Source organism: Pseudonocardia sp. NPDC049154 (assembly GCF_040648315.1).
Classification (GTDB): domain Bacteria; phylum Actinomycetota; class Actinomycetes; order Mycobacteriales; family Pseudonocardiaceae; genus Pseudonocardia.
In genome coordinates this window covers 54,653-74,661 of record NZ_JBEZDN010000014.1, presented here as the reverse complement: position 1 = coordinate 74,661, position 20,009 = coordinate 54,653, and the positions used below count along the sequence as shown (strand labels likewise).

Here is a 20,009-nt window from a genome sequence, read left to right as displayed (position 1 = left end):
CGGTCACACCGGCTGCGCGACGCGGGCGCGTCCGGCCAGCGCCACCGGGCCCTCGCGCCGCGCCCGCGCGAGGCCGGCCGCCAGCTCCTTCGTGCGCATCTCGTGGTCGTAGACGAAGTAGTCGACCTGCTGAGTGTGCCGCGGCCGGTCGGCGAAGTGGCCCGTGTACCTGCGCTCGTCCTCGGCGATGATCCGCTCCATGTCCGCGAGCGCGGGCGGACGGTACGTACCCGCGAAGTAGGCGGCCAGCAGGCGGGACTGGCACTCGACGAACGGGAACAGCGTCGGCAGCGCCTGGGCGAACCCGACGAAGGCCAGGTCGTCGATCCCCGGCCGGAGGATCCGCTTGTACAGCGACAACCGGTTGTCCGGGGCGCTGAGGAACTCCGGGTCGAAGAACGGGAAGGTGATGTTGTAGCCGGTTGCGTAGATGATCACGTCGAACGTGGCGGAGCTGCCGTCGACGAAGTGCACGCGCCGCCCGTCCAGCCGCTCGACGTTCGGCTTCACCGAGGCGTCCCCGGAGCCGAGACGCAGCAACAGCTCGCTCGACATCGTGGGGTGGGCCTCGAGGAAGTTGTGGTCGGGTCGGGGCAGCCCGTAGTGCTCCGGCTTGCCCGAGATCAGGATGGGCAGCTTACGGACGAGCGCGCGCTGGATCCCGCCGGGGATCTGCGGAATCGTGCGTGCCAGCCGGTCCCCCGGCATCCCGAACATGTACTTCGGGACCACCCAGGCGCCGGAGCGCGTGGACATCACCACCGTGTTGCGGTGCGAGCGCTGGGACAACTCGCTCACGACGTCCGCGGCCGAGTTGCCGATGCCCACCACCAGGATCCGCTTGTCGTGCAGGTCCAACGGATGGCTCGGATCGACGTAGTGGTGCGAGTGGATCGTCTCGCCGGTGAACTCACCGGGGAAGTCCGGGAAGCGCGGGTCCCAGTGGTGTCCATTGGCGACCACGAGGGCGTCGAACGGGCGCTGTTCGCCGTCCTCGGTGCGCAGCAGCCAGCCGCCACCCGGTAGCCGCTGCGCGTGCTCGACCCCGGTGCGGAAGTGGATCCGCTCCAGCAGGCCGAAGGCCTCGGCGTAGTCGTCGAGGTAGGACTTGATGTGGCTGTGGTGCGGGAAGTCCGGGTAGTGCGAGGGCATCGGGAAGTCCTTGAAGGAGAGACGCTCCTTCGAGGTGTCGATGTGCAGCGAGCGGTAGGCACTGGAATGCCCGTTGGGATTGCCGAACGCCCAGTTGCCGCCGATGCGGTCCGAGCTCTCGAAGCACTCGTACGGGACGCCGTAGTCGCCGAGCATCTTGCCGGCGGTGAGTCCGCTGATCCCGGCGCCGATGATCGCGACGCTCGGTGGGGTGTGGGTCATGAAGGCTCCGTGCCTCTTCGCGCGGTGTGTGACCTGCCTGACGAGTTGAAGAGAGATTAGAGAAGCCTTCGACAGGTGTCAACGCAAGTCGACAGGCGTCGATCCACCCGGGGCTCTCGTTGTCGACCGCTTCCGTTTAATCTAGGTTTGATTGTTACCCATCGCTGACATTGAGAGGTACCGATGGACGTTCAAGGACTGCGCTGCCTGGTCACGGGCACGGCCTCGGGGATCGGCGACGCGGTCGCCCGCCGGCTGATCGACGACGGCGCCGAGGTGATCAGCCTCGACCGCAACAAGCCCTCGGCGGACGTCGCGCAGCACGTGGAGGTCGATCTCTCCGACCCGGCCAGCATCGACTCAGCCCTCGCCCAGGTCGACGGCACGTTCGACGCGCTCGCCAACGTCGCCGGGATCCCCGGCACCGCCCCCGCCGACCTGGTCTTCAAGGTGAACTTCCTCGGCATGCGGCATCTGACCGAGGCCAGCCTGGAGCGCTTCAACCCGGGCGGCTCGATCGTCGTCGTGTCGTCCACGGCGGGCTTCCAGTGGGCCCAGCGACTCGAGGCGCTGCGGGAGGTCGTCGCCACCGAGTCGTTCGAGGAGGGTGCGGCGTGGTTCGCCGCCCATCCCCAGCAGGGGAACGCCTACAACTTCTCGAAGGAGGCGGCCACGGTCTACTCGATGGCGATGGGTGGCGCCGTCCGCGAGATGAACGAGCTGCGGATCAACGCCGTTCTCCCGGGGCCCGTCGAGACCCCGATCCTGGCCGACTTCGAGTCCAGCATGGGCAAGGAGACCCTCGACGGTGTCAAGGCGTTCCTCGGCAGGCACGCCGAGCCGGACGACATCGCCCGCGTGATCGTGTTCCTCGCCTCGCGTGACTCCCGGTGGGTCAACGGCACCACCCTCATCGCCGACGGCGGCATCAGCGGTGCCGTCCTCGCCGGGTTGGTGCCCGCACCCGAGATCTGATCCCGCGGCGACACTCCGTCGGGTGACACATCGACCGCGCCTCATCTTCGTGAGGAGAGAGGAATCGGCATGTTCACCCCCCGGAGGGGTCGACGGTCCTGGCCTAGGGGTCCCCGTCCACGTGAACCTGGAGCGGACGGCTCCGGTCGCCTACGACGAGATGCCGGACCTCGTCCGCCGCCACTTCGGCGGCTGAGAGACCCCGTCACGGGGTCCTGGGGGCAGGACTGGGGCCGTGACGGCAGTGGGGCCGGGGTGGTAGGTGCGGGGCGCGCCCACCACCCCGGCGTCGGAAGAGCTGCGGTGAGCACCGACGGATTGCGCCGGGAACGGCGGGGGCGAGCCGAATGGTTGCACCTCGACCGGCCTGCACCGGGCTGTGCGCCGAGATCGTCCCCGCGGGCGAGGTGGTCGCCGCGGTCGGTCGGCTCGCCGAACATCGGCCCGGCGCAGCCCGCTCACGCGGGCCGCGGTGAAAGGGTTGCTCGACCGCCGACCGGGACTCGACCGCGAGGCGGCGCCGCAGGCCGAACTGGACGCCACGCTCGCCCACACAGGGCCGGCCGACTGACGAGAAGGTGGGAACGCCTTCCTCGAACGCCGGTCCGGCTTCCCGGGACGCTGACCGGTCCTCAGGCCGAGCGCTCCCCCGCCTCCGCACGTTCGACGAACCGCAGGACCGTCGAGGCCACCAGAGCGGGATCGTCGGGCATCGGGACGTGCCCCACCCCGGGCAGTCGCACCACCTCGGCTCCCGCCAGTGACTCGAGCATCGGGAGCCCGTAGCGCTCGTACGGCAGCATGCGGTCGTGCTCGCCCCAGGCCAGCAGGACCGGACACGACGGCCGGAAGGGGGCGATCGCCCCGTGCTCCCGGGCACCCCCGAGCAGGGCGGGCAACACCGAGCACCCGAGAAGGTCGTCCACGAGATCGCCGACCTCTGCGGCCGGCAGCCGTTCGGGGTGTTCGGACACGAGCCGCAGGAGCACCCTCCGCAGTGGTGCGACCTCGAGGATCCGGCGGAGCCCGGGGAGTGAGCCGAGCAGACCCGCGGCGCGGAACGTCAGCAGGAGCCGGGTGAGGTCCCGAGGGGTCCGCCACGCTCCCGCCGGTGACAGACCGACCACGGATCGGGCGCGGCCTCGCCGAGCCAGCTCGAGTGCGACCCAGCCGCCCAGCGAGTTGCCCACCACATGCGCCGTCGGGCAGCCGAGCCGGTCCATGGCCTCCTCCACGCCGTCGACCAGCGCGGGGACCACCCGCTCGGGCGCGACCGCGAGCGCGGCGCCGCCGTGGTGCCCGGCCAAGGTGGGGGCCACGACCCGGTGGCGCGCCTCGAGCGAGGGAAGCACGGAGCGCCACGCCCGCCAGGATGATGTGGCCCCGTGCAGGAGGACGAGCGGCGCGCCCGTGCCGCCGACGTGGGTCTGCTCGGTCCTCTCGGTCATCCGGCCTGCCAGGGTGTGCGGTGCCTACCGGCGATCCGTGGGCCGGGACACACCTCCCTCATCGACCGTCCCCGCGCCACCACGGACAACGGCAATGCGCAGCCGAGCCCCAGGACGACGAGAGCGAGCAGGAGCATCCAGCCGCCGGGGACGCCGAGCCGGATCGACACCGCGAACCAGGCACAGGCCACCACGACGCCAAGGACACAGACCCCGAGCATCGCACGCTCCCGGAGGAGCTCCGCCTGCGTTGCCCGCCTGCGCGCCCTCACCGCTTCCTCCGGCCCGCCACGCTGCGGGCCAGCCCGCTCATGCCCTCGGCCCTCCCGCCACGTAGATGACCTGGCCCGACACGAACCCGGACCGCTCGTCGACGAGGAAGGAGACCGTGTGGGCAATGTCCTCCGGCTGCCCGGCCCGGGCGACCGGGACGGCCGCCGCCCGCTTCGCGACGTAGGAGTCCAAGTCCTCGCCGAGGCGTTCGGCGGTGGCCTTGGTCATGTCGCTGGCGATGAACCCCGGCGCGATGCAGTTCGCTGTGACACCGAACCTGCCCAGCTCGATCGCGTGTGTCTTCGTGAAGCCCTGCAGACCCGCCTTGGCCGTGGAGTAGTTCGCCTGCCCGCGGTTGCCCAGCGCGGACGTCGACGACAGGTTGACGATCCGACCCCACTTCGCGTCCACCATGTGCTTCTGTGCAGTCCTGGTCATGAGGAACGACCCCTTCAGGTGCACCCCCATGACGGCGTCCCAGTCGCCCTCGGTCATCTTGAACAGCAGGTTGTCCCGGGTGATCCCGGCGTTGTTCACCAGGACCGTGGGTGGACCCAGCTCCTGCACCACCCGTTCGACGGCGGGCTCGACCGCCGAGGGGTCCGAGACGTCCGCACCCACTCCGATCGCCGTGCCGCCGGCGGCGATGATCGCGTCCGCGCTGGCCTCGGCCGTCGGCTCCGCCAGGTCGATCACCGCGACCCGCAGGCCGTCCTCGGCCAGCCGCCGTGCGGTCGCCGCGCCGAGTCCGCGCGCGGCGCCGGTCAGGATCGCGACCCTGGTCCCGCTCATGTCGTCTCCTCCAGTTCGTCCTCGTACCGCACGCGGCTCTCAGACCGCTGCGACCACGCGTCGGTCGACCAGACCCGCGATCTCGGCCGCGGCCAGTCCGAGTACCTCGGCCAGCACCTGCTCGGTGTCCGCGCCCAGCCGGGGCGGGGCGCCCGCCGCACCGTGCTTGCCGTTCCACCGCAGCGGCGAGCGCCCGGTGATCAGGGAGCCCTGCCCTGGCATGTCAATGTCGGCGAGCACGGGGTGCGCGCCCGTCCGGTGTGCCGTGACGACATCCGTCATCCCCTGGTAGCGGCCCCACAACACGCGCGCGCCCTCCAGCTCGTCCCGCACCTGCTTGACGTCCCGGGCCGCGAACCACGGGCGCAGCACAGCGGCGATGGTCTCCCGCAGCCGGTACCGCTCGGCCTCCAGGTCGAGGTCGGCGTCCAGGGCCTGCTCCAGCGCCGCGAAGACCTCGCGGGTGCCGGTCACCGACGTCAGCGCCGCCCACTGCCCCTCGGTCAGCGCGACCACCATCACCCGCTCGCCGTCCGAGCAGGCGAAGTCCACCCCGAAGCTGCCGTAGACGTGGTTGCCGTGCCGGGGGCGTTCGTGTCCCCGGTCCGCCGCCTCCGCCAACCAGCCGAGGTTGGCCACCCCGGCGAGAGCCACATCGGACAGAGCCAGCTCGACGTAGGCGCCGCGACCGCTGCGGGCACGGTCGTGCAGCGCCGCGAGCACCGCCGTCGAGACGCTGAGCCCGGTGACGAGGTCCCAGGCGGGGAGCACGTGATTGACCGGCGCGCCCCCCTCCTCCGCTCCCGTGATCTGCGGGATGCCGACCTCGGCGTTCACGGTGTAGTCGACCGCGGGGCGGCCGTCCGGGTAACCCTGGACCCGCACGTGCACCAAATCCGGACGGCGCGCGGTGAGGACCTCGTTGGCCATCCACCGCCTGCCCACCACGTTGTCGATCAACACGCCGCGGTCCGGGCCGGGGGCGGCGATCAGCGCGGTGACGATCTCGCGCCCTTCGTCCGAGCGCAGGTCCACCGCCACCGAGCGCTTGCCCTTGTTCAGCGAGGCCCAGTAGAAGCTGTCCCCGTCCGGCGCCAACGGCCAGCGCAGGTGGTCCGAGCCACCGCCGACCGGGTCGATCCGGATGACGTCGGCACCGAGCTGTCCCAGGGTCATGCCACCGGTCGGGCCCGCGACGAAGCTCGCGCACTCGACGACGGTCAGCCCGGCGAGCGGGCGAGCGGCGCTCACGCGACCTTCTCGAACACGGCGGCCAGGCCCTGGCCACCGCCGATGCACATCGTCTCGACGCCGTAGCGGGCGTCCCGACGGACCATCTCGCGGCTCAGGGTGGCCAGGATCCGGCCGCCCGTCGCGCCGACGGGGTGGCCGAGGGAGATCCCGGAACCGTGCACCTTGAGCCGGTCGAAGTCCGAGGGCGTGAACCCCCACTCGCGGGTGCAGGCGAGCACCTGCGCGGCGAACGCCTCGTTCAGCTCCACGAGGTCGATGTCCTTCAGCGCGAGCTCGGCGTTGTCCAGAGCGCGTCCCACCGCCGGGACCGGCCCGATGCCCATGGTCCGGGGCGGCACCCCGCCGACCCCCCACGACACGAGCCGGACGAGGGGGCGCAGCCTCAGCTCGGCCGCCTTCTCCGCGCTGGTGACCACGCAGACCGCCGCGCCGTCGTTCTGGCCCGACGCGTTACCCGCGGTGACCGTGGCCTCGGGGTCGTCCTTGCCGAGCACCGGTCGCAGCCCGCCGAGCCTCTCGACCGACGAGTCCGGGCGGATGTGCTCGTCGGTGTCGACGACGACCTCGCCCTTCCGGGTCCGGACGGTGACCGGCACGATCTCCTCGGCGAACAGCCCCGCCTCGCGCGCGGCGGCCGCGCGCCGGTGGCTGCGCACCGCGTACTCGTCCTGCTCCTCGCGGGGGATCGAGTACTCGCGCCGGAGGTTCTCCGCGGTCTCGAGCATCCCGCCCGGCACGGGGTGGTGGTCCCCGCCTGCGCGCATTCGGCCGGTGGACAGCGAGTCGTGCAGCATCACCCCGGGGCCGGCCTTGGACCCCCAGCGCAGGGACGTCGAGTAGAACGGCGCGTTGCTCATCGACTCCGCCCCGCCCGCGAGCACGACCTGCGAGGCCCCGGCCTGGATCTGCATCGCTGCGTAGATGACGGCCTGCAGCCCGGAACCGCAGCGCCGGTCGATCTGCAGGCCCGACGCGGTGGCCGGGAGACCGGCGTCCAACGCCGCAACCCGACCCAGGGCCGGCGCATCCACGTCGGGTAGCAGTTCCCGAGCAGGACGTCGTCTACGGACTCGGGCGGCAACCCGGTCCACTCGACCAGGGCCGCGATCACGGTGGACGCGAGCCGGTGGGCGGGCACGTCCCGCAACGAGCCGCCGAAGCCTCCCACGGCGGTTCGGAGCGGTTCGCAGATCACGGCGTCGAGCACCGTGGGCCTCCTCGGTGTCGGGCCCGCGGGCGGGCCGGGCGGTGAGCCGCCCGCGGGTGTCGGTCAGAAGAAGCGCCGCAGCAGCTTCATCTTCGTGTCGGTGTAGGGCGGGTACAGGAGGGCCGGGTCCGGCTTCGCGGGCTTGGCCAGCACCGCCTTGCGGTGGCTGAGCGCCTGGAAGCCCCACTCGCCGTGGTAGGCGCCCATCCCGCTGGCGCCCACCCCGCCGAACGGGAGCTGCGGCACCAGGCAGTGGAACGCCAGGTGGTTGATCACGACGCCGCCGGAGCTGGTCTCGGCCAGAACCCGCTCCTTCGTGGCACCGGACCCGGTGAACAGGTACAGGCCCAGCGGCTTGGGCCGGGCATTGACGAACGCGAGCGCCGAGTCGAGCGAGTCGACCGTGAGCACCGGCAGGACGGGGCCGAAGATCTCCTCCCCCATCAGCGCCGATTCCGGGGACGGATCCAGCACGACGGTCGGCTCGATCGCGACGGCCTCGTCGTCCGAGCCGCCGCCGAGCACGACGGACCCGCCGTGGTCGCTCAGCAGGCCGGTCAGCCGCGCGAACTGGCGCGCGTTGACGATGCGCTGGGCGGCCGGCTCGCCGTTCTGGAACTCCTCGACCGTGCGTCGGATGCCGTCGACGAGCCGGTCCCTGACGGCCGCCTCGACGAGCACGTAGTCCGGTGCGATGCAGGTCTGGCCGGAGTTGAGCAGCTTGACCCACGCGATGCGCCGCGCCGCCACCTCCACGTCCGCGTCGGCGGTGACGATGACCGGGCTCTTCCCGCCGAGCTCGAGGACGACCGGCGTGAGGTGGGCCGCCGCAGCCTCCATCACCCGCTTGCCGATCTCCGTCCCGCCGGTGAAGAAGGCCAGGTCGATGCCCTGGGCGAGGACAGCCTGGGTCACCGCGGCATCGCCCTCCAGTACCGCGACCGCCTCCGGATCGAGGTACTGCGGGATCAGTTGGGCGAGCAGGGCCGAGGTTGCCGGGGCGTGCTCCGAGGGCTTCACCACGGCGGTGTTGCCCGCCGCGACGGCAGCGATCAGCGGGCCGATTGTGAGGTAGACCGGGTAGTTCCAGGGACCGATCACCAACACCGTGCCGAGGGGCTCGTACAGGTAGAACGCCTTGCCGGGCAGCATGCTCAGCGGCAACCCGGTCCGCCGCCTGCGCATCCAGCGCTTGAGGTGCTTGCGGGCGTACTCGGCCTCCGCGGTGGTCGAGGCGAAGTCGCCGAGCCAGGCGTAGTGCGCGGGCCTACCCAGGTCCGCCGACAGCGCCGCGGCCAGATCGGGCTCGCGCTCCCGCACGAGCCTGGTGATGCCCTCGAGCTGGCGCAGTCGCCACTGAAGCGACCGGGTCCGCCCCGAGGCGAACGTGCGCCGCAGCCGCGCCACGACACTCGCCGCATCGGTGGCGGCGGCGCTGTCGACCACCACAGGTTCCGGTGTCACTGACGTCATCTCGCCCACCCTTCCGACGGTCTCCTCGCCGAGACCTGGGTTAATCTAGATTAAAACCGTGACGCCCGGCAACCCGGGGGCAGAGGGGCAGGCCGAGCAGCTTCACCGCCGCGACAGCTCCGCCGACAGGCTGCACGAAGGTCAGCAGTGGGGTGCCGCCCTCCATCTGCACCACGTGCACCCGATCAGCCCGACGAACGGGAGGATCAGGCCCACGCGCACACCGCTTCGTCCTGCTCCCCATCACACACGCTCCGTCTAGCCGGCAGCGTTGGTGACCCGTAACAGGAATTGGTGTCGGGGCGGCTTCGGCGCTGAACGTGAGAACGCGAACCGCCCCCAGCCGAGTGGCCAGGGGCGGCGAGCGGTGGTTCTCGGGTGGTCGGCGATCAGCCGACCGGGTTGCTGCCAGGCACAGCCCCGTCGAGGTCGACGATCTCCGCCCAGCGGTCCCCCACCTGCTCGATCGTCGGCACCTCGGCGAACGCGACGCCCTTGCTCTGGAACTGGCGGACGCGGTGCACCTGCCCGCCACCGGCGACGAGGACCGAGCCGGTCTCGGTGCACTCGTCCGCCAACAGGTAGCCGACGACGGGGGCGACGTGGTCCGGCGTCAGCTTGGCCAGCATCTCCGGCGGCGCGATGTCCTCGGTCATCCGCGTGGCCGCCATTGGCGCGATCGCGTTGGCGAGGACGTTGTACTTCCTGCCCTCGATCGCCAGCGTGTTGATCAGGCCGATCAGCCCGCCCTTGGCCGCACCGTAGTTCGCCTGCCCGAAGTTGCCGTAGATCCCCGAGGTCGAGGTCGCGACCACGATGCGTCCGTGCCCCTGCTCGCGGAAGTGCGGCCAGGCGGCGTGAAGGACGTGGAAGCCGCCGTAGAGATGCACCTGCTGGACGGCGTTCCAGTCGTCCGCCGTCATCTTGTGGAACGCCTTGTCCCGCAGGATTCCGGCGTTCGACACGATGCCGTCGATCCGTCCGAAGGCGTCCAGCGCCGAACCGACGACGGCCTTGCCGCCCTCCTCCGTCGCGACGCTGTCGTAGTTCGCGACCGCCTCGCCGCCCGCATCCTTGATCTCCGCGACAACCGCGTCCGCAGCCGCCGATCCGCTGCCGCTCCCGTCCCGGGCGCCCCCGAGGTCGTTGACCACGACCTTGGCCCCGGCGGCGGCCAGCACCAGTGAGTACTGCCGGCCGAGACCGTTGCCGGCCCCGGTCACCGCGATGACGCGCCCCTCGACTCCAGCCATGCTCGTCCGAACTCCCTCTCCGTCGATCTCGATCAGTGACCCGTGAACCTCGGCGCGCGGCGCTCGAGGACGGCGGCAAGGCCCTCGCGGCTGTCCGCGGTGCCGGACAGCTCGGACACCGTCCTGGCCTCCTCCGGCAGCTGAGCCTCGACCCGGTTACCCAGACCCGACCACACCAGCCGCTTCACCGCGCCCAACGCCCGCGGCGCACCCGCGGCGATCGTGCGGGCGACCGCGGTGGCCTCCTCCTGCAGGACCTCGTCCGGGACGACGCGGGTGATCAGCCCGATCTCCAGCGCCTCCGCGGCCGACAGTGTGGGGTTGAGCAGCAGGATCTCCAACGCCTTGCGCAGCCCGACGAGCTGCGGGAGCGTCGCCGACGACCCCGCGTCGGGCGCCATTCCCACGCGCGCGGCACCGGACATGAACTTCGCCGACTCCGCGGCAATCACGATGTCGCTGGCACACACCAGGCCGAGACCACCGCCACCGGCGGCGTAGCCGTGCACGGCGGTGATCACCGGAACCGGCAGGTTGAGCAGCGCCTGGGCGACGTTCTGCAGCCAGGCCGTGGCCTCCCGCAGGTAGTCCGGCAGCGCTTCGCCCTTGCTCGCGAACGTCTTGACGTCCCCACCCGCACAGAAGTTCGGTCCCTCACCGGTCAGCAACAGGGCGCGCAGGCCCGGCTGACCGGTGGCCGTCATGACGCCGTCGTAGAGCGCGCGCAGGAACGGGACGTTCATCCCGTTGCTCGCCTCCGGCCGGTTGAGCCGGAGGTGCCCGACCCCTTCGTCGTTTAGGTTGAGCAGGACCAAGCCGCTCTCGATCAGCTTCACGAACGTTCCCTCCCCGTGAACCGGCCGATGCCCGCGCCGGCACGCTCCCCGCCCAGATGGGCCAGGGTCGACTCGACCTCCATGGCGAGGCCGTCGGTCAGCGAGCCGCGCAGGCCCGCGCGGACGAGATGCTTGATCCTCGCCAGCGCGTCGCGGTCCTTGGCCGCCAGGTTGGCCACGACGTCCTCGACGGCGGTCTCGAACTCCTCCGGCGGTGCCGAGCGGTAGACCAAGCCCCAGTCGGCGGCCCGGGCACCGGTCAACCGGTCCCCGAGCAGGATGTGACCCATGGCTCGGGGTACGCCGAGAATGCGGGGCAGCCGCTGCGAGCCGCCTCCCCCGGGGATCATGCCGAAGTTGGCGTGGTTGTCCGCCAGGACCGCATCGTCCCGGACGATGGCGACGTCCACCGACTGGATCAGCTCGAACCCACCTGCCATCGCGTAGCCCTCGACCGCCGCCACCACCGGAACGGGGAGCTCGGCGATCAGCTCACAGGCACCGACGAACGTCTCGAAGAGCGGCCGCAGCGCCTCGGGGCCCTCCTCGCGCAACCGAGCCACCTCGTGGAAGTCCCCGCCGGTGCAGAAGTCGCCCCCGGCACCCCGGATGACGACGACCTCCGCGGTCTCGGCGGCCTCGGCGAGCCGGTCCCGCAACGCCGCCGCGAGCTCGATCGTGATCGCGTTGCGGGCCCCGGGCCGATTGAGCGTGACATGGGCGACCCGGCCACCGCCCGCCGTCGAGTAGGCCAGCAGCACCGGCTCGGTCACGTGTTGTCCTCCCGCCAGCGGTCCGCCGACGGATCGAGCAGCTTGGCCAGGTGCCCCTCGGGCAGCCAGACCAGTGTCTCCAGCTCCAGCGCGTCCAGGTAACGCACCCGCCCCGTCTTCAGGTCCTCCAGGCGCAGCCGCCTGCTGTTGGCCTCCTCGTCGATGCGCACGGAGACCTCGGCGAACTCGTTGCCCACGATGTCGGGCGGGATGTGCATCAGCTCGGACTCCGTCAACTCGCGGTCAGATCAGGAACGACAGCGTCGCTATCGCCCGGGCGTTGTCGACGAGCGAGACCTTCTTGTAGGACATGGCCAGCTCGCCGTCGACGACGCGGAGCCGGTAGGTGTAGCGGCCCGCCCACAGCTCCTTGCTCCGCTCGCGCGACTCCACCAGCACGAAGTTCGCGCCGACGACGGTGTCCCCGTTCTCCTCGGTGCCGAGTATCTCGACGTTGGAGATCACCCGGCGCAGCCGCGAGTGCGGCACCTGGGAGTGCCTGCGGCCGGTCAGGAACTGCCGGATGCGGGTGGCGATCCGGTTCCGGTTGTCGTGCACGATCGACATCTGGGTCATCCGGTCGGCGTCGTCGTCGTTCGCCGGAACCCAGTACAGGGCGTCCGGGGTCCACAGCGACTCCCAGTCCTCGTACCGGTGCTCGTCCGCGTAGCGCGCCTCGCGGTAGAGGAACTGCTCGACGTCCCGGATGTCGAGCGCGGACCCGCCGGCGGGCTGCTCACGCGCAGGACCGACGGTCTCCCCGTGCGGGCCCTCCGGGCCGGTCGTGGTGGTCGGCGTGATGGTGGGCGCCGGCTCCGTGGTGGATGAGGTCATCGGGACCGCCCCTCCGTCATGAGGTGCTTGTAGTGTTGCCAGAAACCGCGCATGCCCGTCTCGTCCGTGGCCGCGCCGATCGTCAGCCCGCGCTCGTCGACCTCCTCGCGACCGACACCGCGCCGGACGTCGAGCCACTCCGGGCGGAGCTCTGCCACGCCGGCCTGATTGCGCTCGTACATCTCGGTGTCGTCCGCGAGGAGCATCCCCGCGGGCCCGACGGACCCGATGCACTGCTGCAGCATGCGCTTGTTCATCTCGGGAGCGCCCTTGAACTGCACCGCCGTGACGTGCTGGACGGTGAGGTCGGCGGCCAGCGGCTGGATCGTGAAGAGCTGAATCTCCGCGATGAACAGGTTCGGGAAGATCATCACGTGCGGGGCGCCCTCGATGAGGATCTCCTCGGCCGCGCTCCCATAGCGCTCGCGCATCGCCCTGGCGTAGTTCGGCACCTTGTCCTCGGTGGTGCCGAACCAGCCCAGCGGGGCGCCGATCCTGCGGAACTCCGGCCGCAGGTCGTTCTCGCTGTGCCCGTTGCCCAGTGCCCGGGTGACGGCGATGGACTTCTCGCCGTACAGTGCACCGATGCCGCTCTCCGCCACGCTGAAGATCGACGCGTGCACGAACTGCGGGTGGTAGCCGTCCGTCTCGTTCTCGGCGAGCAACTTCCAGTTGGCTCGCGCCTTGTGCTTGAGGAAGCCCGCGGTGATCTCGACCTCGCCCTCGGGCGACAGCCGGACCAGGCGGTCGATCTCCCCCTTGGCCTCGCCGAGGTGCTCCTCGAGCGAGGGTCCGTCCTCAGCGAAGCTGCCGAACACGAACCCCTGGTACACGCCCACGCGCGGCACCCGGCCGAGGCCGAGGGACAGCTTGTTCCGGCCGCCGTAGCCCTGGTGGAACGGGTAGCCGAGCATGTCGCCGTTGTTGCGGTAGGTCCACCCGTGGTAGGGGCAGCGGAACGAGCTGGAGTTTCCCGCGGCCGCCTCGCAGACCAGGTTGCCCCGGTGCGCGCAACGGTTGAGGAGCAGGTGCACCTCGCCGTCGGCGGTCCGGGTCATGATCACGTCCTGCGGACCGATGCTCTTGCGCACGTAGTCGTTGGGCTGGGCCACCTCGCTGACATGGCCCACGTACACCCAGGTGCGGTACCAGATCTGCTCCAGCTCGTCGGCGAAGATCGCCGGTGAGGTGTACAGCGACCCGTGCACCCGCTGGGGCTGGATCAGCTGGTCGTACGGGGCCGCGGGTCCGCGGGCCCCGACCGCGCCGGGGGTGCCGGCGGAAAGGTCGGTCAGCGTCACGGTCGGCTCCTCTCGTCCGCCTGGTGGCACACCTCTGCGGCGACCACTGCTTAATTTCCATTAAATGGTACTTGGGGTCGAGGCCCGGGCAACCGCCCCGGGCGCGATCCCTCAGGCGTACAGCCTGCCGACGCTCTCGATCACACAGGCCGGCTTGTCGGACCCCTCGACCTCGAGCGTAGAGGTCACGATGCTCTCGACGAAGCCCTCGGTCTTGCGGACGTCCGTCAGCGTCGAGCTCAGCCGGACCCGCTTTCCCACCGGAACGGGCGCGGGGAAGCGGACCTTGTTGAGGCCGTAGTTGATGCCCACCTTCACGTTCTCGACCGTGTAGAGCTGCGCCTGCAGCGTGGGCAGCAGCGACAGCGTCAGGAATCCGTGGGCGATCGTCCCTCCGAAGGGACCGGACGCGGCCCGCTCCGGGTCCACGTGGATCCACTGGCGGTCACCGGTGGCCTCGGCGAACCGGTCCACCCGCTCCTGGTCGATCTGCACCCACTCGGTCGGACCGAAGGACTCGCCCTTGGCCTCGGCGAGCTCGTCGACGGACGCGAAGATCCTCGGCGTGGTCATTGTCGTTCTCTCCGTTCAGTCCTCGAGGCGCAGTGCCTCGGTCGGGCAGCTGCGCACGGCCTCCTCGAGCTCCGAGCGCCTGCCCTCGTCCGCCTCGGCCTGCAGCAGCTCGAGGGATCCGTCGTCCTGCACCTCGAAGAACTCGGGTGCGATGGACTCGCACAGACCGAGGCCGGTGCACTTGTCGTAGTCCACGACGACTCGCATGCCTTTCCTCCCTAGAGGTTGAGCGTGCACGGCATGGACTTCACGCCGTCCACGAAGTTGCCCACGAGCTGCACGGGCTCGCCGGCCTGGAGATCGGGGACGCGGTGCAGCAACTGGTCGAAGATTGCGCGCAACTGCGTCTTGGCCAGCACGTTGCCCATGCAGAAGTGCGGGCCTCCACCGCCGAAGCCGACGTGCTGGTTCGGAGTCCGCCGCACGTCGAAGGTCATCGGGTCGTCGAACACACGCTCGTCCCGGTTGCCCGAGGCGTAGTACATGACGACCCAGTCGCCCTCGCGGATCTGCTGTCCGTGCAGCTCGACGTCCCGGACGGCGGTCCGGCGGAACGTCATCACCGGGCTGGCCCAGCGCACGAACTCCTCGATCGCGACACCGATCGTGCCGTCGTAGTCCTCCTGCAGGATCTTGCGCTGGTCCGGGAACAGCGTGAGCGCCTGCATCGTCCGGGAGATGGTGTTGCGGGTGGTGTCGTTCCCCGCGACGGACAGCAGCACGAAGAAGGCGGCGATGTCCTCGTCCGTCAGCTTCTCGCCGTCGACCTCGGCCTGCACGAGGTTCGTCATGAGGTCCTCGCGTGGATTCGCCCGGCGATCCTCCGCCAGGTCGATCCCGATGTTGATCAACGTGATGAGCGAGTCGTTCAGCAGCTCGGCCGGCTCCTTGCCCGCGCGGACGTCCTCGTCCGACCAGGAGACCATGCCGTCCGCGGCGTGCGCCGCGGGCATCCTGTGCTCCACGGACAGCCCGCACATCTCGTAGATGGTCCACATGGGCAGCTTGCGGGACACCACGTCCACGAAGTCGCAGTCCCCGGTGTCGATCAGCTCGTCGACGATCCGCCGGGCCTGGTCCTTGATCTGCTCGTCGATGCGCTTGACCTGCTTGGGAGTGAAGGCGGCGCTGACCAGCTTGCGGAGCTTCGTGTGACGAGGAGCGTCCGTGGCGAGGAACGACGACGCCGCCTCGAGGATGTCGTCCGGGACGTCCTCGATCATCACTCCGCGGCCGGAGCAGAAGTCGGCAGGGTTCTTGCTCACCGCCTGAATGTCGGCGTGGCGGGTGACGGCCCAGAAACCGGACCCGTCCTCCTGAGGGAGCATCGAGCCCTCGGCGGGCCGCTGCCAGCTGACGGGACGCTCGTCCCGCAGGAGGCGCAGTCGCTCCTCCCGCTCGGCGGGGGTCAACGCCCAGAACTCGAGAGATCCCACGGACACCGGGTCGTACTCCGGCCGGGTGTGCACCATTGCTGCTCCCTGACGGCGGTGGACTTCAGGCAGTTTTTAACTTCAATTAAGAGAACATCACGACCGCCGCGCCCTGTCAAGCTCGGGTGAGGCAGCATCGGTAGCTTAATCCGGGATCGAAACTGAGGTTCCGCGAGGATCGCACGCAGAGGAGCGAGATGGATCTGGGACACACCGGCGCCCGCGTCGTCGTCACCGGAGCGGGTGCCAACATCGGGCGCGGTATTGCGCACGTCTTCGCACGCGAGGGGGCCCGGGTGCTCGTCGTGGACATCGACGGCGTGCAGGCGGACGCCGTGGCCCGGGAGGCCTCGGAGCTCGGCGCGAAGGACGCGCTCGCCCTGTCGATCGACCTGACGACCGACGGGGCCGGCCACCACGTCGTCGCGCGCACGCTCGAGGCCTGGGGTGGGATCGACGTGCTCGTCAACAACGCGGGCTGGAGCAGGCCCGGCTGGTTCACGGAGCAGACCGACCGGGCCCTCTGGCACCGGACGGTGGACCTGAACCTCCTGGCCGCCGTCGACTGCACCCAGGCCGCGTTGGTCCCGATGCAGGAGGCCCGGCGCGGAGCGGTCGTGTTCCTGTCGAGCGACGCCGCGTTCGGCGCCGTCCGGCAAGGCATCTACGGCAGTACGAAGGCCGCGCTGATCTCACTCGCCCGCACCGTGGCCCGCGAGAACGGCCGCTACGGCATACGGTCGAACGTGGTCGCGCCGGGCATCGTCCTCCCGCCCGACGACGCCGGAGTCGGCGAGCACAGCGTCTGGGCGGGCGGCAAGGACTCGCTCTACTCCCCCGACCAGGTCGACTCCATCGTGCGAACGCAGGCCTTGCGCAGGCTCACCACGCCCGAGGACATCGGCAACGCCGTGGCCTGGGTCGCCTCCGAGACGGCGGCCCGCCAGGTGACGGGCCAGGTCGTGGCGGTGGGAGGCGGCTCGTCCATGCCCTGACGGGAGGCCTCGCGTTGACGCACTCGACGGCATCTGCCTATTCTTGATTAGAAAAGAGAGGACGGTGCGTAGTGCAGCGAACCGTGACGACCTCCGCCGCCGACCTCGCGCGGCGGCTGTACTCGGCCCTGGCCGAGGGCGACCGGGCGGTGCTCGACGAGATCCTCGCCCCGGACTTCGTCGGCCGATTGGCGGACGGCATGCCCTTCGGGGTCGGCGGCGAGCACGAGGGGCCGGACGCGATGCGCCGCGAGGGCTGGGGCGGCATTGCCCGGCACTTCACGGCACGGGCCGAACCCGCAGCATTCGCGGACCTCGCGGACGGGCGCCTGCTGGTGACCGGCCGCTACACCGGCTTCGGCCGCGCGGGCGGCGGCCCCGTCGACGCTGCGTTCGCGCACGTGCTGACGGTGACCGACGGCCGGATCTCCGCTCTCGAGCAGTACACCGACACGGCGCGGTGGCAGGCCGCGGCGCCCCGGTACAGCACCCTGACCCTCGACGTCGCCGACGGTCTCGCGACGCTCCGGCTCGACCGGCCGAAGCAGAACAACGCCATCGACGCGGCGATGGGCCACGATCTCGCCGTCGCGTCCACCGCGCTCGCGGAGGATCCGACGGTCCGGGCCGTGCTCCTGGCGGGCAACGGGCCGATGTTCACCGCGGGTGGGGACATCGACGTGTTCACCGGCACCCCGGCCGCTGACCTGCCGGACACCCTGCGCCGGATGATCGACGACTACCACTTCGCGTTGGACCGGCTCACCTCCCTGGACGCCCCCGTCGTCGCGGCGGTCCACGGTGCCGCCGCGGGCGGTGGCCTGGGACTGGTCTGCGCGGCGGACATCGTCGTCGCGGCGGAGGACGCCGTGTTCGCCACCGGATACGGCGCCATCGGCATGACTTCGGACGGCGGCAACACGTGGTACCTGCCCCGGCTCATCGGGCTGCGCCGGACCCAGGAGCTGTTCCTCACCAACCGCAGGCTCACCGCCGCCGAGGCCCTGGACTGGGGTCTCGTCACGTCGGTGGTCCCCGCGGACGAGGTCGAGGACACCGCGACGCGCCTCGCCTCACGAGTCGCCGCGGGACCGACCCGCTCCTACGGCGCGGTTCGGCGGTTGCTTAGGCAGAGCTTCGACAGCGGCCTGCGGGACCAGCTCGCCGCCGAAAGGCAGAGCATCGTCGACGCGGCGCGCACCAGCGACACCCTCGAGGGCGTGATCGCCTTCACCGAACACCGCCGGCCCCGGTTCACCGGGAACTGACCGAACCCAGACGAGCAGGAGACCGAAGATGAACCCCTCGTCCATCGTCGCCGACACCGAGGAGCGCGCCGCGCTGCGCGACTCCGTGGCCAAGCTCGTCGGCAAGTACGGCCACGACTACTTCATGCGGAAGGCCAAGGCCCACGAGGAGCCGACCGAGCTCTGGAAGGAGCTCGGGGCCGCCGGCTTCCTCGGCGTCCACCTCTCGGAGGAGTACGGCGGGGGCGGCGGCACGATGTCGGACCTCGCCGTGGTCGTCGAGGAGTCGTCGTCGCAGGGCGTTCCGTTGCTCATGATGGTCATCTCCCCCGCCATCTGCGGGTCGATCATCGACAAGCACGGCAGCCATGAGCTCAAGCAACGCTGGCTGCCCGGCATCGCCGACGGCACGCTGAAGATGGCGTTCGCCATCACCGAGCCGGACGCGGGCTCGAACAGCCACGAGATCACCACCACCTCGCACAAGGACGGGGACGGGTGGCGGATCAGCGGCACCAAGTACTGGACCTCGGGCATCGACGAAGCCGATGCCGTCCTGGTGGTGACCCGCGGTGCCGAGCCCGGCCCGAAGGGCCGCCACCCCCTCTCGCTGTTCGTCGTCCCGACGAACTCGGAGGGACTGACCTGGCAGCACATCCCGGCCGCCCTGCAGCAGCCGGAACACCAGTTCACCGTGTTCTTCGACGACGTCCGGGTCGGCCCCGAAGCCATCATCGGGGACGAGGGCAACGGCCTGCGCCAGGTGTTCGCCGGGCTGAACCCGGAGCGCATCACGGCGGCCTGCATCAGCAACGGGATCGCCCGCTACGCGCTGGACAAGGCGGCGCGGTACGCGAAGGACCGCCAGGTCTGGAAGGTCCCGATCGGTACCCACCAGGGTGTCGCGCACCCGCTGGCCGAGGCCTACATCGGCACGCAGCTGTCGCGGCTGATGGCCTTCCGGGCCGCGGAGCTGTTCGACGAGGGCGCGGACGCGGCCGAGGCCTCGAACATCGCGAAGTTCGCCGCCGCGGACTCGTCGCTGCGAACGCTCGACCAGGCGATGCAGACCCATGGCGGCAACGGCATGGCGCTCGAGTACGGGCTGGCCGACCTGTGGTTCGTGGCCCGGATGCTCAAGACCGCGCCCGTCAGCCGCGAGATGGTGCTCAACTTCGTGGCGCAGCGCAGCCTCGGGCTCCCTGCGTCCTACTGAGCGACCCGACGATGACCGCTCGCCAGGGCCCGGGCCGGTGACGGCCCGGGCCACTGTCGGGGAGAGCGCCAAGTCCGCCCGGACCCGGCAACGCATTCTCGACGCCGCCGCGTCCGTCCTCGCCCGGCAGGGCTACGCCGGGACGAGGCTCGTCGACATCGCGGCCATCGCGGGAGTCCGCGCGCCCGCCGTCTACTACTACTTCGACTCGCGTGAACGGCTCGTCGAGGAGGTCGTCACGGCCGGAATGGTCCGCAACCTCGACCACGTGCGGGCCGCCATCGACGCTCTTCCCGCCGACACGTCCGCGATGGACCGGATCTGCACCGCCGTCGAGGCCCACCTCCACGTCGTGCTCCGCGTGTCGGACTACACCATCGCCGCCGTGCGCAACACCTCGCAGCTGCCGCCGGACCTGCGCGAGCGTCATCTCGCGGAGCAGCAGGGCTACACCGATCTCTGGCGTGCCCTGTTCGAGGCCGCCCGCGAGGTGGGCGAGATCCATCCCGCACTCGATCCTCGGGCCGCGCGCATGCTGGTACTCGGGGCACTGAACTGGGCCTGTGAGTGGTGGGACCCGGAGCAGGGCTCGCTCGGTTCCGTCGTGCGGACGGCCCGGACACTGGTTCGGCGAGGCCTGTCCGGCGCCGCCTGAGCGAGTATCAGCCCGCGAGCTCCCGCGCCTCGGCCAGCAGGACACGATCGACTGCTCCAGGTCGAGCCGGCGAGCCGACCCTCACTCGACCACGACG

19 protein-coding genes and 1 pseudogene are annotated in these 20,009 nt (G+C 70.7%); 5 read left to right on the top strand and 15 right to left on the bottom strand.

Annotated features, from left to right (window positions below; translation table 11 throughout):
- Positions 1 to 3 precede the first annotated feature (3 nt).
- Complete coding sequence (locus AB0B41_RS10655) at positions 4 to 1,374, bottom strand: NAD(P)-binding domain-containing protein (protein WP_358201355.1); 1,371 nt, start codon at positions 1,372 to 1,374, stop codon at positions 4 to 6.
- 183 nt (positions 1,375 to 1,557) lie between these two features.
- Here AB0B41_RS10655 and AB0B41_RS10650 point away from each other — a divergent pair, with 183 nt between their 5' ends.
- Positions 1,558 to 2,349, top strand: coding sequence for a coniferyl-alcohol dehydrogenase (locus AB0B41_RS10650; protein WP_358201353.1), 792 nt, complete (start codon positions 1,558 to 1,560; stop codon positions 2,347 to 2,349).
- Positions 2,350 to 2,981: 632 nt separating this feature from the next.
- Here AB0B41_RS10650 and AB0B41_RS10645 read toward each other — a convergent pair.
- The 14 genes and pseudogenes from AB0B41_RS10645 to AB0B41_RS10580 form a co-directional block, all read right to left on the bottom strand.
- Positions 2,982 to 3,797, bottom strand: a complete 816-nt coding sequence (locus tag AB0B41_RS10645) for an alpha/beta fold hydrolase (protein ID WP_358201350.1) — start codon at positions 3,795 to 3,797, stop codon at positions 2,982 to 2,984.
- 309 nt (positions 3,798 to 4,106) lie between these two features.
- Positions 4,107 to 4,862 carry a 3-oxoacyl-ACP reductase FabG gene (fabG, locus tag AB0B41_RS10640; protein WP_358201348.1) on the bottom strand — a complete coding sequence of 252 codons (756 nt, stop codon included), beginning with the start codon at positions 4,860 to 4,862 and terminating at the stop codon, positions 4,107 to 4,109.
- 39 nt (positions 4,863 to 4,901) lie between these two features.
- Positions 4,902 to 6,113, bottom strand: coding sequence for a CoA transferase (locus tag AB0B41_RS10635; protein ID WP_358201346.1), 1,212 nt, complete (start codon positions 6,111 to 6,113; stop codon positions 4,902 to 4,904).
- A pseudogene (locus tag AB0B41_RS10630) lies at positions 6,110 to 7,323 on the bottom strand (acetyl-CoA C-acetyltransferase). The gene AB0B41_RS10635 and the pseudogene AB0B41_RS10630 overlap by 4 nt, the downstream one beginning before the upstream one ends.
- A gap of 63 nt (positions 7,324 to 7,386) precedes the next feature.
- Positions 7,387 to 8,796, bottom strand: a complete 1,410-nt coding sequence (locus AB0B41_RS10625) for an aldehyde dehydrogenase family protein (protein WP_358201344.1) — start codon at positions 8,794 to 8,796, stop codon at positions 7,387 to 7,389.
- A gap of 389 nt (positions 8,797 to 9,185) precedes the next feature.
- Positions 9,186 to 10,049, bottom strand: a complete 864-nt coding sequence (locus AB0B41_RS10620) for an SDR family oxidoreductase (protein WP_358201342.1) — start codon at positions 10,047 to 10,049, stop codon at positions 9,186 to 9,188.
- 32 nt (positions 10,050 to 10,081) lie between these two features.
- Positions 10,082 to 10,885, bottom strand: a complete 804-nt coding sequence (locus AB0B41_RS10615) for an enoyl-CoA hydratase-related protein (protein ID WP_358201340.1) — start codon at positions 10,883 to 10,885, stop codon at positions 10,082 to 10,084.
- Positions 10,882 to 11,658, bottom strand: a complete 777-nt coding sequence (locus AB0B41_RS10610; RefSeq protein WP_358201338.1) for an enoyl-CoA hydratase/isomerase family protein — start codon at positions 11,656 to 11,658, stop codon at positions 10,882 to 10,884. Before AB0B41_RS10610 ends, AB0B41_RS10615 begins: the two co-directional genes overlap by 4 nt.
- The gene (locus tag AB0B41_RS10605; RefSeq protein ID WP_358201336.1) at positions 11,655 to 11,876 is read right to left on the bottom strand and encodes a hypothetical protein; all 222 of its coding nucleotides are present in this window, start codon (positions 11,874 to 11,876) and stop codon (positions 11,655 to 11,657) included. The genes AB0B41_RS10610 and AB0B41_RS10605 overlap by 4 nt, the downstream gene beginning before the upstream one ends.
- Before the next feature lie 25 nt (positions 11,877 to 11,901).
- Entirely contained in the window at positions 11,902 to 12,492 is a 591-nt protein-coding gene (locus AB0B41_RS10600) for an aromatic-ring-hydroxylating dioxygenase subunit beta (protein ID WP_358201333.1), read from the bottom strand.
- On the bottom strand, positions 12,489 to 13,793 hold the full coding sequence (locus tag AB0B41_RS10595; RefSeq protein ID WP_358201331.1) for an aromatic ring-hydroxylating dioxygenase subunit alpha: 1,305 nt from the start codon (positions 13,791 to 13,793) through the stop codon (positions 12,489 to 12,491). The genes AB0B41_RS10600 and AB0B41_RS10595 overlap by 4 nt, the downstream gene beginning before the upstream one ends.
- A gap of 111 nt (positions 13,794 to 13,904) precedes the next feature.
- The gene (locus AB0B41_RS10590) at positions 13,905 to 14,366 is read right to left on the bottom strand and encodes a MaoC family dehydratase (protein ID WP_358201329.1); all 462 of its coding nucleotides are present in this window, start codon (positions 14,364 to 14,366) and stop codon (positions 13,905 to 13,907) included.
- 15 nt (positions 14,367 to 14,381) lie between these two features.
- Positions 14,382 to 14,573: a ferredoxin gene (locus AB0B41_RS10585; protein ID WP_358201327.1), complete on the bottom strand. Its 192-nt coding sequence runs from the start codon at positions 14,571 to 14,573 to the stop codon at positions 14,382 to 14,384.
- A gap of 11 nt (positions 14,574 to 14,584) precedes the next feature.
- Positions 14,585 to 15,838, bottom strand: a complete 1,254-nt coding sequence (locus AB0B41_RS10580; protein ID WP_358201324.1) for a cytochrome P450 — start codon at positions 15,836 to 15,838, stop codon at positions 14,585 to 14,587.
- Between the two features lie 158 nt (positions 15,839 to 15,996).
- Here AB0B41_RS10580 and AB0B41_RS10575 point away from each other — a divergent pair, with 158 nt between their 5' ends.
- From AB0B41_RS10575 to AB0B41_RS10560, 4 genes are all read left to right on the top strand, one after another.
- A complete protein-coding gene (locus tag AB0B41_RS10575; protein ID WP_358201323.1) occupies positions 15,997 to 16,794 on the top strand; it encodes an SDR family oxidoreductase in 798 nt (265 codons plus the stop codon).
- 83 nt (positions 16,795 to 16,877) lie between these two features.
- Positions 16,878 to 18,062, top strand: a complete 1,185-nt coding sequence (locus AB0B41_RS10570; RefSeq protein WP_358201321.1) for an enoyl-CoA hydratase-related protein — start codon at positions 16,878 to 16,880, stop codon at positions 18,060 to 18,062.
- A 28-nt stretch (positions 18,063 to 18,090) separates the two neighbouring features.
- Complete coding sequence (locus AB0B41_RS10565) at positions 18,091 to 19,257, top strand: acyl-CoA dehydrogenase family protein (protein ID WP_358201319.1); 1,167 nt, start codon at positions 18,091 to 18,093, stop codon at positions 19,255 to 19,257.
- A gap of 37 nt (positions 19,258 to 19,294) precedes the next feature.
- Positions 19,295 to 19,912 carry a TetR/AcrR family transcriptional regulator gene (locus tag AB0B41_RS10560; RefSeq protein ID WP_358201317.1) on the top strand — a complete coding sequence of 206 codons (618 nt, stop codon included), beginning with the start codon at positions 19,295 to 19,297 and terminating at the stop codon, positions 19,910 to 19,912.
- Positions 19,913 to 20,009 lie beyond the last annotated feature (97 nt).